Source organism: Chroococcidiopsis sp. SAG 2025 (genome assembly GCF_032860985.1).
Lineage (GTDB): Bacteria > Cyanobacteriota > Cyanobacteriia > Cyanobacteriales > Chroococcidiopsidaceae > Chroococcidiopsis.
The window spans coordinates 125,933-141,886 of sequence record NZ_JAOCNC010000003.1 but is presented as its reverse complement, the minus strand read 5'-3'; the positions used below and the strand labels follow the sequence as shown (position 1 = coordinate 141,886).

Sequence of the window (15,954 nt, the reverse complement as noted above, 5' to 3'; positions counted from 1 at the left end):
TGACGATTGGGAGGTGGCAGAGTCAGCCACAAGTGGGTAGTCAGTAGGTTGGGCGGGGGGGAGTGGGTTGTTGAGACATACAGCGCCTTCCTCAATGGAGGATATTTGAGCGGCTTGCACCTTAGCAGCCATCGCTGCCAAGTTGAGCAGCCCCTCAACACTAAGAATAACGAATTGCGATTGGGTTTGTGTTCTTATGGGGGTGTTGAAGCACGGGGATTGAATATGGCTTAAAGCAAAGTAAGAATGAGTTAGGTTGGGCTGATTATCGTTTTACTCGCTATGAGGATATTGAGCGATGGTGGGAGATTGTATGTAGTGCCTACCTCATGGTTAGTCTTCATTCAGAATCTCTGCGTCCTTCTCCTCCAGATCCTCAATCAGCATTCGCTTCTCACCCCTGGTGGGATAATGGTAAAGGTTGGAAGAATATTCTCAACAATCTACGTTTAGTTATTCAACCTTTGGTTTTATTTAACCTGATATATCCCTGGTTAACAGTTTTTCCCATTCCTCAGCTTTCTTTGGGTTTTTCTAAACTTCAATCCATTGTTTATAGGCTAACTTCTCCAATTTTCACCTTCCTGGCTCACCCTGAATTCTATTTTTCCTCTGCCTAAAGTGACACAACAGGGGTATTGTTAAATGATTATCTTCTACCGGTTCTACTCCTTCTTCTGCGGTCTTCCGCAACTATTATTCCTTGAGGATGGGGTGTTAAGCGCTGCACTACTACCTGTTGTGAGGGGTTTTTAGCATTTGTCAGATATTCACCAGTTGTGTTGACAACAGTAGCTGATGCTATCACTGGCGTGTTAGTGATAGCAAGCATTGTACCAGCAATAATTGTAGTCATTTTGCGTTTCATATTTACTCCATGTTTGTTGATATTAGACCGGATATTATTTTATCAGCTTTGAGTTGAAAGATTTCGCAGTTTTCTAGAAAGTGTCAGAACTGGGTACTCCAATGAGTAGTGTTGCAAAAAAACTGAGAAACACTATCTATAGCGTTGAAATATATATACTACAACACTACGTATAGCATTTGAGAAATTTTTTGCAACACTACCATAATTCGTGGCTCAGGTCCAGTGGTGATTTCGAGTCCTATTGGCAATTCCACAAAGTTCAAGAATTTCAGCGCAATCATGTTAGCAAGTTTCAGGAGCCTGAACGTTTATTGGTAGCCTAATTACGTTACGTAAAAAGAGCCGCACCCATCTGCACGTCCATAATTACCACATTCGGCTGTAAAGCCGCTACCTGCTCAATAGCAGTTTTACCATTATTAGCAGTTCCTACCACTTGTAAATCCGGCTCCAGCGTTAGCATAGCCTTCAGCCCTTGACAAATGAGATTATGCTCGTCTACAAGTAACAAATTAATCATATGAAACCTCTTGTAATTGAGTTTTATTGCAAGTAGAGTCTAGGGTTAATACATCAAAAGTGGTTGTGTTGTTACAAAAACTTTTGGAGGAAAAACGATCCTCTTCAAGAAGATTGGATTATGTAGCAGCTTCGGAATTTTGAACGCGTGTATCCGCCGTTGAGTCTGGATATCTCCTTAGAAAAGCAACTAAAGTTCTAAGTTTTTACCTTCTTGGTTATTGACACGATTGTGCTTGCTCCACTCAGAGCCTTCTGCAAAGCCCCTCCGGTAGTAAAGAAAGATACTAAGCAACCAATGTTGGAGCGGAGAATAGTACTTCAGGGAGCCGTTTCTCCAACCCATACAGTAGAACTTGTATAAGATCCCCATGCGTTGAATCTGCATTACACAACTCCAATTTCTACTATCTGCGATGCATTACACAACTCCAATTGCTGCTATCTGCTTCAATTTTTGTGACGTAATTCGACAGTTGGAGCTAGCACGGCAATTGTTATGCTACTAACGACGACAAGCCCCAAGGCTCCACGAAGGGTGAGTAACTCAGCAGCGTACCCGATCGCAGGTGGACCAAACAGCAATCCAAAGTAGCCCGTGGTTGTCACCGCTGCCAGAGCCACGCCAGGAGCTAACCCAGGAGTGCGTTCGGCTGCACTAAATACAAGTGGAACAATGGAGGACAAGCCAATACCGACGCAAGCAAAGCCAATAATCGCTACTTTGGGCTGAGAAACTATTAAAGATAGCGTTAGACCAATAGCTGCTAAAGTGCCACTAAAGCAAACCGTTTTGACCGAACCAAAGTGTAGAGCGCTCCGGTCTCCCGTGAAGCGACCACAAGCCATAGCTAGCGAGAACACTACACATCCGGTTGCTGCTAGTCCCGGTTCAGTCTCAAGCACTTGGCGGAGATAGATCGTACTCCAGTTAGCCATTGCCCCCTCTGCCAATATGCTACAAAAAGCTACTATTCCTAGACCAATAAGCGAACGTTCTGGGAGAGCGATCGCTGGTGCTTGGTTAGCAGTGACAACACCCGATGACAACAGCCGACGTGATGATAGATTTGCAACTATTCCCAGCAACAATGCAACACCGAGCAAGTGTGGAAACGTTGGCACTCCCACAGAGGTTACTATACCGCCTGTCGCTGCTCCGATCAGAGTACCAACGCTAGATATACCGTGAAATGAGGACATCAGCGGTCGTCCGTAACGCCGCTCGATCGCCAGCCCTTGAGCGTTCATAGCTAAGCTCATCACTCCACCGATCGCGCCGAACACTAGTAAGGCGATCGCTAGTAAAAGTAGATTAGAAGCCAATGCGGGTAGGGGCAGTGCTAAGCAGTATGCCAACGCTGCTTTCTTGGTAATTGAACGACTACCCACACGAGCTATCAGCCACCCTGTTATCGGCGTAGCCAGCGACAAACCAACCGCTATACTTGCCAGTACGACTCCCAGCGCGCTGTGACTCAATCCAAGTTGGGATTGGATGTCTGGAATGCGTGCCGCCCAGTTACCAGATACAGCACCATTAATGAAGAACATAGCTGCGATCGCAAACCGAGTTGTTGTTTGCCTTGTCTGCCGTCGTTGACGAGGTAATCCGCTAGTAAGAGTAGTAGACATTTAGGTGATTTGGGAAATCTTTTGCAGTTTCTGTACTCGTGTCGCAAAGTACTATTGTCTTCGTTAGGAAATTGAAGTTTTCTCTGAGTCAATAGCCGAATTGACGCTTCTGTGTAGCTCTTTGGGAGAAGTAAAATCAGATTATGCATTTGAGTCTGCGCAGGCAGACTTTATTTGTGTAGTTCCGCGAATTCTATTGGCCCTTAATTTAATCGAGAAGTATTGTGACCAGATGAACAAAAAACAAAACCAGCAAGCTTGTCTGGCTGAGAAACAAGTTGCTGGCTAGAGCCTATGATGAACTGATGGAGTTAGCTTGACTTAAGAAATGGAATCAAAAGCATACCAAACGCGATCTGAGCGATCGAGATGGATTGCATCGGTTGATATTCATCGCATTTTCCTCTACTTCTAGATGCCAATGCCGTCGCAAAGATGCTTATCACTGTCGCTCACATTAGGATTTGTCTGCAAGTAACCACGTAACCAGTTACAACTGCGGCTCATCAAATCATTTAGGTTATTTGGGTAAAAATTCCAAAGTTTGATGGTCTTGTCAACACTACCAGAAGCAATCGTCTTGCCATCCGGGCTAAAAGCTACGCTCGCGACATAATTTCTGTGCCCACTCAAGGTTTTGATTTCTTCACCTGTAGCTACATCCCAAAGTTTGATGGTGTTGTCAACACTACCAGAAGCAATCGTCTTGCCATCCGGGCTATAAGCTAGGCTTATGACCGAATCGCCATGCCCATTCAGGGTTTTGATTTGATTGCCTCTAGCTACATCCCAAAGTTTGATGGTGTTGTCACCACTACCAGAAGCAATCGTCTTGCCATCCGGGCTATAAGCTACGCTCGTGACCGAACCGCCCTGCCCACTCAAGGTTTTGATTTCTTCACCTGTAGCTACATCCCAAAGTTTGATGGTGTTGTCACCACTACCAAAAGCAATCATCTTGCCATCCGGGCTATAAGCTACGCTCGTGACCGAACCGCCCTGCCCACTCAAGGTTTTGATTTCTTCACCTGTAGCTACATCCCAAAGTTTGATGGTGTTGTCACCACTACCAAAAAAGCAATCATCTTGCCATCCGGGCTATAAGCTACGGTGGAACCGCCATGCCCATTCAGGGTTTTGATTTTTTCACCTCTAGCTACATCCCAAAGTTTGACGGTGTTGTCATCACTACCAGAAGCAATCGTCTTGCCATCCGGGCTATAAGCTACGCTCGTGACATAATTTCTGTGCCCACTCAAGGTTTTGATTTCTTCACCTCTAGCTACATCCCAAAGTTTGACGGTTGCGTCAAAACTACCAGAAGCAATCGTCTTGCCATCCGGACTATAAGCTAGGCTTATGACCGAATCGCTGTGCCCACTCAGGGTTGTGATTTGATTGCCTCTAGCTACATCCCAAAGTTTGACTGTGTCACCACTACCAGAAGCAATCGTCTTGCCATCCGGGCTATAAGCTAGGCTCGTGACCGAACCGCCCTGCCCATTCAGAGTTGTGATTTGATTGCCTCTAGCTACATCCCAAAGTTTGATAGTTGCGTCAAAACTACCAGAAGCAATCGTCTTGCCATCCGGACTATAAGCTAGGCTTATGACCGAATCGCTGCCCACTCAGGGTTGTGATTTGATTGCCTAGCTACATCCCAAAGTTTGACTGTGTCAACACTACCAGAAGTCTTGCCATCCGGTTTGACTGTGTCAACACTACCAGAAGCAATCGTCTGCCATCCGGGCTATAAGCTACGCTCGTGACCGAACCGCCCTGCCCATTCAGGGTTGTGATTTGATTGCCTCTAGCTACATCCCAAAGTTTGACTGTGTCAACACTACCAGAAGCAATCGTCTTGCCATCCGGGCTATAAGCTACGCTCGTGACCGAACCGCCCTGCCCATTCAGGGTTGTGATTTGATTGCCTCTAGCTACATCCCAAAGTTTGATGGTGTTGTCACGACTACCAGAAGCAATCGTCTTGCCATCCGGGCTATAAGCTAGGCTCGTGACCGAACCGCCATGCCCACTCAGGGTTGTGATTTGATTGCCTCTAGCTACATCCCAAAGTTTGATGGTGTTGTCAACACTACCAGAAGCAATCGTCTTGCCATCCGGGCTATAAGCTAGGCTCGTGACCGAACCGCCATGCCCACTCAGGGTTGTGATTTGATTGCCTCTAGCTACATCCCAAAGTTTGATGGTGTTGTCACGACTACCAGAAGCAATCGTCTTGCCATCCGGGCTATAAGCTACGCTCCTGACAGACCTGACAAAATTGCCTTGCCCTCCCAAGCGATTACGCTCTTGCACATTGTAAACTGCCCGCTGTAGTGCCGCACTCGCGGTCTGACGCACACTATTATCTAGGAAAAAGAGAGGATTTTGCGATCGCTTACCTGACTGTACAGCAGCAACCAACGCTTCAAGCTGTCTATTGGCAAGTAAGGAAGCTTCAGAAGTTTGAGATAGAGCATTAATAGAGTTCTTCTGGGCTTCATACCACTGAGAAAAGGCAAAGATAGCTACTACACTCACGACTACAGTAAATGCGATCGCATATCTAGTTAGCTTCTGAGCAGCTTTTCGTAATTTTATTTGCTGCTGCAACTTTTGCTGTCTTTGTAACTCCCATTCTCGCTCTTGGCGATCGCGTTCCGCTAGACAAGCTTCAATAAACTGCTGGACATCCAGCGACAGCTCGTCTGAGTACTTGATATAAAGCCCTTCTGCCTCTACCAGTCGCGTCCCCCACAGCAAATATTCATGCCGCCAACCATTTTGCTTCCACTCTCGGGCAGCTTGGACAATTGGTTCCTGTTGCTGCAACTGAGTGCGATTTTCCTCCAACCACCAGCGCAACGTTGGCCAATAGCGAATTAGGTTTTCATTTTCTATCGTCACTTCCTGTTTCATCCGTTCCAGCAGTAGATCTTCTGACTCCGGCTCTTGGGCAGCAGCGCCACGGCTTTGCCCAACAATCCTCTCCGGCTCCGAGTTAGTTACCACTAGCCTGGCTGATTCTAATTTTTGGAGCGTTGTTTCCACCAATGGTGGTGGATATTTTCGTACGACTAGCTCGGACTTTGGTATTCGTCGCCGAGTATGTTCTATTCCCTCCCCCACATTGATTAATTGCAGAAGAATCCATTTGGCACATTTTTGCTCTTCAGGCTTGAGATTGTCGTAGAATTTTTGTACCTTTCGCTCAAATGCTTTTTTGATGCCTCCGAGCTGATAATACGCTTTTAACGTCAAAACACCTTCTTTACTAGCACGTAACCACAACTGCTCTAGAATAAATTGCAGCTCGGATAGATCTGCTGCCGATTGTTCCATATCCTGACGAAGTACGTCAACCAGTTCTCGCTCTACCTCAAGTCCTACACTTCTGGCTGGCTCGACGATCGCTTCTTCACAGTCATCTGGTGTGAGGTAGGGTGGCACTAACACTTTTGGCTTTTGTAAAGCCTCATACAGGATAGGCACTTTTAAACACGAGTTGAGGAAATCCAAGCGCAAAGAGATGATTAATTTGAATCGGTCTGATGTTTGCTCTAATGCTCCCAAAACAATTTCTAAAAAGCGGCGGCGCTCTTTTTCCGCTGCCATAGTAAATAGTTCCTCGAACTGATCGACAATCAGTACGACCATTGGTTCGTTTCGGTTGCGTAACCAGCGGACAAATCCCTCTACCCCTGAGTGCAACCGTCCTTCTAGTACTTGCTCCTGGTATTTTCTTTCCTCCTGCGTGCCCCAATCCACCAATCGCTGAGACAAAGCCGAGATAGGGTTTGACCCTGGATTGAAGCTGCCAATCCACCACTCCTCGCTTCTCGGTAACTGCCTGCCCCTACGCAACTCTGGGATCAATTTGGCATGTAACACTGAAGACTTACCACTTCCAGACGCTCCAAGTACTGTTATCAAAGACTGATGGCTCAGAGTATTAATTAGCTGTTGTGTCAAATCTTTCCGTCCGTAGTAGAACGGGGCATCTTTTTCCCTAAATGGCCTAAACCCCATGAAAGGGCACACTCCAATCCAGTGTGTTGTTTCTATCCCTTGTGACCCAATGCGACTAGGTAAAACTTCAATGACACCTCGTACTCCCGCTAGCCAAGAGTGAAGTTTAATTCCCGTTCCCTTTAGCTCCCCCTGTAGTTGGCTAATCCACTTTGCTATCGCTAACCCATCGAACGGATTTTCTGCATGAAGCGTTTTAAGTAGTGCGGTGGCAAAATGCTCTGGCTCTTTTGCTGCTGCTGCAAGCAAACACTGACTTTGCTCAGGTCCGCCTTGAAGATCTTCTACCCACTCTACCAACGAAGTTGCCTTAGGGCAATCCAGCACAACTATCTGTTGAACCATTTGCGAACGGCGTAACTCTTGTCTCAACCAAGATCGGGTGAGCCTACCACCATCTCCTAAAACCAACCACTCTTCCCCCTCGTCGGTCTTTTCAATCCGTCCGCGCAGGTATAAGAAGACAGTTGCCGTTTTTGCAGGATCTTTTGAGATATTACGCGAGCCTGATGCAGATAGCAAGCACTCTCGGATCGCTTGGCGTAGGTTTTCTGCCGTCGCTTTTTCAGATCCCGACCAGTACACTACCTTAAAGCCACCAGGCTTGTTGAGTGCTTTGGCTAAATCCAAACCGCCTCGGCTACCGACAAGTCCCTCTAATACGAATGCCTGTCGCGGATGGTGAGGTGAAACTGAGTTGTTTGGTTTCACTCCCAAAATGATTGACCCCGCCCCGTCCATAATCCGCTGAGGGGTTTGCTGTTTATATTCTGACTCGATCTCGGTTTCCCCTCGACTTAGTTTCTGCTGATTAATTAGCCGCAACTGCAGATTAATGTTATCGATATATCGCTGTGTTCGTTTATAAACATATTCGTAAATTGAGTCTACCGAGATCGCGCCTGTTGTTAAGTCTGCTGCTTCACCCCGCAACCCCCGCATTAAGTAGTAAGTAAATAACCCGTGTCCCAGTTCGGAAAACTCCCACGACTTTTCTTCTCGATCGCAAGAGAGTATGGCATAAAATCCTTTACTTTGTGCCGCACGTTGCCGTACAACTTCCAATATTTGAGCCGCAGGGTTGAACTGGGGTCCTAATTGAGTTTCGCTCCTTGCTCCTGAAAGCTTCATACCACCGCTATGACAAGCATCCAGCCAAACCAGTTGCTGACGGGCAGAACTCTTTGCCAATAGGCGCAACACTTCCTGCAACTCTAGTCCCGTACCCAGCAAGTCAGATTTTTGGGTATCTGCCAGACACAACACTACCCGCTGACTCTCTGGTTCTAGCGCCCCGTGTCCTGAGAAATAAAGCAGAATCGTATCCTCTGGTTTAGCCTCATCTACAATTTTCTGCAAACTGGCTCGAACATTCTTTGCTAGGGGTGGTTCTTCGCTTTCATCGTGATGAACGATCGCCACCTTATGCATAGATATTTTTACTTCTGCCCAAGCCTCTGCCAAGCCTTGACAATCCGCCATAGAGTACTGCAAGGGGGGCAGCCCTGCATCCTCGTAATTGTTAACTCCTACTAGTAAAATCCAAAGTGTAGCTTTTTGCGGTTCTAAAGGACGAGTAGGAGAACTGAAATGACCACCAATAGGACACATAATCACACCTTAAAAGCAACATCGACACGTTTTTTACCACAGCTAATGCTCTTGGCAGCCGACCTATATTAGCCGCTAGTTGACAAAACTTTTAGACAAGTGACATTTTCCCCTACTAAATCAAAGATTATAGTGGGGGCTTCCCCAAATCACTTTGAGGATTTCCTGGTTACTCCCTTGCGGGATTTCGCTTCTGATCTAGACTGAGTTTCCTCGGCCCCCGACAGACCAACTGCACAGGCACTTTCGATTCCACTGTGTCCCAGCGTACTACTAATTAGGGCAATGCCCCGATTTCTGATCACTTGAGAGCTAGCTACATCTCTATCCGTTGTGTAACCACAACCAGAACAGTTATGTACTCTAATACTCAAATCTTTCCTAACTTCTGCACCACATTCAGGACATAGTTGGCTAGTCCCTCTAGCATCGACAACAGCAAAAAACTTACCTCGCTTCCAACAGACGTATTGAACAATAGTACGAAATTGTCCAAAAGCTCCGTCTAACATATGTTTGCCGAGCATACCTTTGGCGAGTCGTGCGTAGTCCAGATCTTCCATGAAAATCATGTCCCCAGCATCACACAGCTTATGGGCTTGCTTAAAGTGAAAGTCTTTGCGAGTGTTGTCGATTTCGTGGTGAAGTCGAGCTACTTTTATACGGGCTTTCTCGTAATTTTTTGACCGATTCTGTTTTCTACTCAATCGGCGTTGCAGTAATTTCAACTCGCTTTGCTTCTGTTTAAAAAACTTAGGTGGTCTTACGATTTCTCCTTCACTTGTTGCCAAATACTTGGATAATCCGATGTCTATCCCAATCGGATGACCTTGTGGCATTGTACTCGGAACGTTGACATCTAACTGCAAATTTATCGATACATACCATCTATCGGCTTTCCTGATAATCCTTACTTGCTTGACCACAAAACCATCAGGTATGGGACGATGCAAGTTAATTGAAATTGCGCCAATTTTCGGCAGTTTTACATGACTGGACGTTACGGGGTTTTCCTTGAACTGAGGAAACAGCAACGATTTAAACTGACCGTACTTCTTGAATCGAGGAAAGCCAAAACCACGTTCTTGAAAGTATTCCCAACCTCGGTGTAACTGCTTAATTGCTTGCTGCAAAACTTGAGAAGGAACTTCCCAAAGTCGGGGAAATTCTTTCTTCGCTTTTGGCAAGGAGTTAAGCTGGTTGACTTCAGTGGGAAATTTCAAATCGGCAGCTAGAATGTATTCTTTTTCAAGCGAGCATCTATCTACTAAACACTTGCGACTATCACACCAATCTTTAATCTCCCGTAGCGCGTAATTGTAGGCACTGCGGCAAATTTCCATCCACTCCACCAACATTTCTTGTTGGCTGATGTCTGGGTAAATTCGGAAGCGGTAGTTCAGTGTTAACATGAACTACCTTTACTGTATTTACTGGAAAAAGTAAAGCTAGTAAATGCTTGTCTCATGGGCTAGATGCCCATGAGACAAGCGCGAGGTGTCTGTGTATCCCTCGCCAAATCAAAGATTATGGCGGGTGTATTACTGCCCCTCGACGCTCCCCTTTTAGACAAATAAACTACTGGATTAAAACCACCAAATCTCTTGCGTGTAGTTTTCTGGAATCGGCTCTATCTCCCATACCAATCCTTCTCCAGGTTCAAGTTTCACCTCAACACAAAGCTGGTCTACAGCCGTTGCTGCCACAGCTTCATTATTTAAGAAGGTTTGCAGCTCCTCAGTTAGAAGTCTTAATTTCATTCCACCAGGAATTTTACCACCTTCAGTTGCATTGCGTAGCTCAAAGCGCCAAATTCGTTGTTCTATACTGCCAATAGGACTCACCTGCAACAAATATTGCTGTCCGGCAATCTCAAGCCGCCGAATTAAAACTGGTAGGGCTAGCGCTGGTGTTAAATTGGCTTCCCTAGCTCCACTCCAATTCGGTCGAACCGAAACCAACATCCAACCAAGCTCTCGAGCAAAATCTGAAATGCCAGTTTGAAGCCACTCCAAGACTGACCACTGTTCTGGAAGCCTCTGACGTTGTTCGTACAAGCGTTGTCGCCAACCGCCATGCTCAAGTAGTGCTGCCCACTGAGCAAATGGTACATCTAAACGCAATCTCGGAGAATAAACAGATGGATCGCCCAATGTTTGTACTAAGTTTTGAGCTTCTGCGCTTGACAAAGTGACTCCCTGTGGGACTTGTTTTTGCCAATTTACTCCCAGTGTAGCAAACAGTAAGGTGAAGTCTTCAGTTAATTGTTCCATCGGTAAAGAATAAGTGCGATCGCTCTGGTTATATTTGCCTTGGTTCTTCAGCTGAAGATGAGTGGTAAACCCACATAACCGCAGACTCGAATCATCATCTTCATCCAAATCTATCTGTACCAAAATGTAATAGTCAGCCGCCCAACTATTAATATCTACCCATTCCTGCGGGACGCGCAATTCTTCTATATCGATAGTTTCAGTCGGCACTAACACTATGCGAGTTTCACCTACTTTTATTGCTGTGCCATTGACTACTTCCAAAATACTAGGTAAGCTTTGCTCGCTCGGAAATACTTGTGCGCGTAACCCAGATTCTTCTGGCAGCCATTCTTGAACCCAATTCAGTAAGTGACTCAAGCAGACGCGGTTGAGATAAGCATTGTAACGCGCGATCGGATTCGAGTGGTGTCTAGAAAGCTGCCATGCTTCTTCTTGTTTAGCTATGTCTAACTGTAGCCAAGTATGCTCGGTGTCAATATTTGCGAAATCTAATAAACTCAGTAGCCAAATATGCTCAGTGCCAATATTTGCAAAATTCGATAAACTCAGCATTGTTTTCTCCTTCTTGAATAATCTTAGCTAGCTGGTATTGATTCTGTAGCTTATACCTCAGCCAAAGCACTCCTCTCTTCTATATCTATTTCACTCCTTCTCTAATTCATTCTCAGTTTCTGAATCCGATCTAACTAGAGATTGATAGTGTTTGCTCAACCATATATCCACGTAATCTTTCTTCCAAATATCTATCTCGAACAGCAATTTATTTTGTAATTCATCTCTTATCTTCGTCAACCTTCTCTCTACTTCATCGAGATAAATACCTAAATGAGAAGAAATTTTATTCTCATCCATTCGCTGTTTAAGTTGTAAAATTTCGCGTTCTTCGCTTGTTAACTTTCTGATAGCTGATACCGAAGCTGCTTGAATCAAATCTGGGTGTAGTGATGCGCGATAGCCTTTTTGTAGCAATTGTTCTACACACTGTTGCAACCATTGTTGAGGTTGAGAAATTCTTGCTAGAGCGTCCATTAACTGAATTTTTGCTTCTTTTAAATAACGAGAGATATTAGATTGATGAATTCCCAATCTATCCGCTATCTGTTGTTGCTTAAGTCCGTAACCATAATAGAGAAGAAGACTTTTCTGGTAATCCGGTCTCATCGTTTGCAGTTCCTCAGATAAAACTGAGTCAACTCTGTTACTGAGATTCTCTTGATTGTCAGTTATCTCTTCAATGTCTAATAATTGTTGCCATTGAACTTCTCTAGGATCGGCAGAATTATCTTCTGATATTAATTGAGCTTCAAGTCGCTCTGACTGCTGCCCATCAATTGAAAGCGGCAATGAGGTTCTATTACGAAAATTTACTAAAGCTTTAATGCAATCATTCATCCATTTTTTGATGTGGTTAGCAGTAACTTGAATTGAGTTAGCAGACACTTCGTAGGGTGCCATTGATAGTAATTTTTCTGCGTTATAGCATTGAGCAGTTTGTTCAAAATCCTCTCCATCGGGAGCTAGCCATTTTTGACCTCTTATTGCCGGATTTCTATTACCTTGATAAACTTGTTTAAAATATTGACGAGCAAAAATAAACTGCGAAATCTGTGGTTCTACAATTCCGAATGCTTCTAGTGCCTCTTTCAATTCTCGATCGCTCTTTTTACAAAGTAATCTCCATCGAGAAAATCGATTTTTTTCTTCTAAAGACTTAACGTGCTTTTTTATAGCATGACTTACATATGTTTCTAAGTTGCTGCCTTTTTCGGGGTCATAATTAAGTAAAATCTTCCTAAACTTCTCCGAATCGTGAACTAGCGATCGCGCAATCAATAGATAATCCTCGAAAAGATTAACTTTGTCGTCTTTACACAAATCTTTAACAGCCCAATAGCATCTTTCTTCACAGAGACTTGCTAAATGTTTACAAGCAAGTTCTGTTCTATTTCTTGGCTCCCAGTTGGCTATTGGTTGTAATTCATTAAGTGCTTTTTTTAGCAAAAAATCTACTATCTTTTCCCCATTATTCAACTGGTGACATAAGTTAGAAAACTCTTTATCATTTTTTGTATATAGCTCTAAATTACGTTGAAGAGAAGGTTGAGGCAGCCATTGAAACATTAACTGATTATTTTGAATGCATATATCAATATAGGTACAAAACTTCAAAATACCCTTTCGCTTTGGTGGTATAAAAAACTTTTTTAGTATAGGAAATTGATCTTCGCTAGAATCGCTAAAATTAAGCATCTTGATTTTTTCTCCCCTCTAGTTAACAAAGTGATTCTTCATCATCTGTAAACTCACTGCACAGCCATAACTCTGTGGTACTTTAGCTTGATTGCACTAATTAGGAGCATGAATGCCACAAAGATTAAAACTGCGGTCTGTTAAAAAATTAGATCGTGCAAGGTAGAAGTGTGGCAGCGACGGAACGATAAGATTTCGTGACTAATCGGGCAACGTACCTTCTTAATTTATGCACCTCCTCGCCAGCGAAGCTTCCCGTCTAACAGCTACTTGTGCAAACACCTTGAGAGACCAACCATTTCAGCTCAATATTGTACGAAAGGGGCATTTTGACAAGCAGTTGCCGCGATCTCTTTACGCCTAAGCCGTTCTTCTGGGGAAGCTGGAAATGACCCAAAAGTCATACTGGTCATACACCTACTAATAGCATTAGTTGCTGCTGGTGTGGTCGCGTTTTGACAAGCAATTGCTGCGATCTCTTTACGCCTAAGCCGTTCCTCTGGGGAAGCTGGAAATGACCCAAAAGTCATATTGGTCATACACCTACTAATAGCATTAGTTGCTGCTGGTGTGGTCGCGTTTTGACAAGCAGTTGCCGCGATCTCTTTACGCCTAAGCCGTTCCTCTGGGGAAGCTGGAAATGACCCAAAAGTCATACTGGTCATACACCTACTAATAGTATTAGAGAAATTTTGGGCAATCATTTGATGTTGACCATTTGTGTTAGCAATAGTCGCTGATGCGGGTAAAGTTCCACCTGCGATCTCAAACATTGGCAAAGTTCCGCCAGCCAGAGCAAACAGAGTACCACCGATAATTGCCGTCATCTTGCGTTTCATACTTAATATACCTTTGTTAGGAAATCAAAGTTTTTTTCGAGTTAATAGCCGAATTTACGCTTCTGTGTAACTCATTGGGAGAAGTGAAATCAAAATATGCACTCTTGAAGGTTCTGTTGCAAAAACTTTTTAAGGACAAAAGCTCCAATTAAGATAGACTTGTCTAGACAGCAACTCCGAAAATTTGAGACACAAATTCTGCTTGTGCCTGAATGTCACCTTTTTCTACTTTAATAATTTGCCCTTTTCTAATTTGATTCATGGTCTCATAACCAATAATTGTCCTCCTGGCAGTGTAAAAAGATTTAAAACCTAACCCAGAATTAACTAATTTTTTGATAAATCTATGGTCTTGTTCAACTAGATTATTTAAGTACTTGCTTTGGCGTAACTCACAAGCAGATCGTAGAGTTGATTCTGCTTTTAACTGTTCAATGGATGGTGGATAAGCTGCGTTTTTATCCACATTAATGACACGAGGAGGTTGAGTGCAGGTTGCCTTTAAAGCTTTGCGAAAGAATCGTTTCGCTGCACTTTTATCTCTTTTGGCACTCAATAAAAAGTCAATCGTATTGCCAGCAGAATCGACGGCACGATAAAGATATTTCCACTTACCTTTCACCCTGACGTAAGTTTCATCCACCCGCTATGAATCATTTGTCGGCTTCAGATGCGGACGGCATCGCTTTTCCAGGTGGGGAGCATAGTGCATTACCCATCTGTAAATGGTTGAATGGTCAACGCTTAATCCCCGTTCCGCCATCATCTCCTCCAAGTGGCGGTACGATAAAGGATATCGAAGATACCAGCGTACGCATAGAAGGATAATCTCCGGTTGATAATGTCGCCACTTGAATGGTTGCTTTAGATTCATCAGGTGTATGTAGAAGTATTTTCTCTGATTAAATCATTTCAGTCTACCATTTCTTGCAACAGAACCGTTTTTCTCAACTACTTTCTCCCAGAAGAACTTGATAACGCCCTCCAAAAAACATAAATTGTGGCGCTCGCGAGCAGAAGCGGTCCTACTCCTTCAGGCATCATAAGCAGTGTAAGTCCTGCTTTTTTGAGTAGTATAGGGAGTTCACACACTGTTTTTTGGATGACTCGATCCGGTGATAGACGTGACAGAAGTGTTGGGGGCTTGAAATCATCTTTGGAACACTTGGAACGATTGCTATGACACTCGATACTGGGAATAAAAGCTCTGTCTCCAGATTTGTTTAAATTACGTAGCGTAGTCTTACTCTTTTGGTTTTGTGATAAAAGTAGAAGTTGTTCATCCAGATGATGTTGACCATCAACAGTTGCATTCCTTGGATAATTGTCACTCTGTTTATGGCTATCCGCGGCACCAACTGGCTGTATGGGAGCATTCGCCAAAATGGTGTTGAACATTATTGTCAGAGCAATCGTGCGAGAAAACAGTTTCATTTTTTTGTGATGAAGTAATATTCTCAAACCTGACTACAGTGGTATGACCCTAAGCTACGCAGCATTGCTAAGTTATGCCGAGAGAAAAATATATTTGAAAATAACGATAACTTACTCCTTCTTACAATCTTGATTGGCTATACAAAATGTAAACAAATTCTTCAGGTATTCTCGTTAAGATTTTTCTCTGCGGGCAACTTAACATTGTCCTTAAGGTAAAATGTTTGCTACGTAACGATTTGGCAATACTTAAATTCACGCTTCTCACTTATTGGAAACACCTCAATTAATTTATGCAGTAGGTAAAAATAATTGAGGTAACAGAAATCCGCAAATGCTCATTATCCGAAGTTTTTAAGCATTTTTCTGTAAGTAAATTACTCCTAATCATCTCAAAAAATGCATATTCTGATTTCACTTCTACCAATGAGCTACATAGAAGTAGAAACTTAGCTTCTGGCTTAGAGAGAACTTCGATTTCCTAACA

7 protein-coding genes and 4 pseudogenes are annotated in these 15,954 nt (G+C 43.9%); 2 read left to right on the top strand and 9 right to left on the bottom strand.

Annotated features, from left to right (window positions below; all coding sequences use genetic code 11):
* Positions 1-6: 6 nt before the first annotated feature.
* The gene (locus N4J56_RS35430) at positions 7-234 is read left to right on the top strand and encodes a hypothetical protein (RefSeq protein WP_317111433.1); all 228 of its coding nucleotides are present in this window, start codon (positions 7-9) and stop codon (positions 232-234) included.
* A pseudogene (locus N4J56_RS35425) lies at positions 213-620 on the top strand (IS701 family transposase); the annotation flags it as partial. The gene N4J56_RS35430 and the pseudogene N4J56_RS35425, both read left to right, overlap by 22 nt.
* Before the next feature lie 29 nt (positions 621-649).
* On the opposite strand, the gene N4J56_RS35420 reads toward N4J56_RS35425, so the two are convergent.
* The 9 genes and pseudogenes from N4J56_RS35420 to N4J56_RS35370 all read right to left on the bottom strand — a co-directional run bounded on the left by N4J56_RS35420 (position 650) and on the right by N4J56_RS35370 (position 14,907).
* Entirely contained in the window at positions 650-868 is a 219-nt protein-coding gene (locus N4J56_RS35420; protein WP_317111432.1) for a hypothetical protein, read from the bottom strand.
* 352 nt (positions 869-1,220) lie between these two features.
* Positions 1,221-1,391 (bottom strand): annotated as a pseudogene (locus tag N4J56_RS35415) (response regulator transcription factor); the annotation flags it as partial.
* Positions 1,392-1,840: 449 nt separating this feature from the next.
* Positions 1,841-3,025 (bottom strand): MFS transporter, encoded by a 1,185-nt coding sequence (locus N4J56_RS35410; RefSeq protein WP_317111430.1) that lies wholly within the window; start codon positions 3,023-3,025, stop codon positions 1,841-1,843.
* A 411-nt stretch (positions 3,026-3,436) separates the two neighbouring features.
* A pseudogene (locus N4J56_RS35395) lies at positions 3,437-8,668 on the bottom strand (eIF2A-related protein).
* A 149-nt stretch (positions 8,669-8,817) separates the two neighbouring features.
* Positions 8,818-10,080 carry a transposase gene (locus tag N4J56_RS35390; protein ID WP_317111426.1) on the bottom strand — a complete coding sequence of 421 codons (1,263 nt, stop codon included), beginning with the start codon at positions 10,078-10,080 and terminating at the stop codon, positions 8,818-8,820.
* A gap of 174 nt (positions 10,081-10,254) precedes the next feature.
* Positions 10,255-11,496: a DUF1822 family protein gene (locus N4J56_RS35385; RefSeq protein WP_317111424.1), complete on the bottom strand. Its 1,242-nt coding sequence runs from the start codon at positions 11,494-11,496 to the stop codon at positions 10,255-10,257.
* 90 nt (positions 11,497-11,586) lie between these two features.
* Positions 11,587-13,194 carry a sigma-70 family RNA polymerase sigma factor gene (locus N4J56_RS35380; RefSeq protein WP_317111423.1) on the bottom strand — a complete coding sequence of 536 codons (1,608 nt, stop codon included), beginning with the start codon at positions 13,192-13,194 and terminating at the stop codon, positions 11,587-11,589.
* A 305-nt stretch (positions 13,195-13,499) separates the two neighbouring features.
* Positions 13,500-14,033: a hypothetical protein gene (locus N4J56_RS35375; RefSeq protein WP_317111421.1), complete on the bottom strand. Its 534-nt coding sequence runs from the start codon at positions 14,031-14,033 to the stop codon at positions 13,500-13,502.
* A gap of 163 nt (positions 14,034-14,196) precedes the next feature.
* Positions 14,197-14,907: pseudogene (locus tag N4J56_RS35370) on the bottom strand (IS6 family transposase).
* Positions 14,908-15,954: the final 1,047 nt, after the last annotated feature.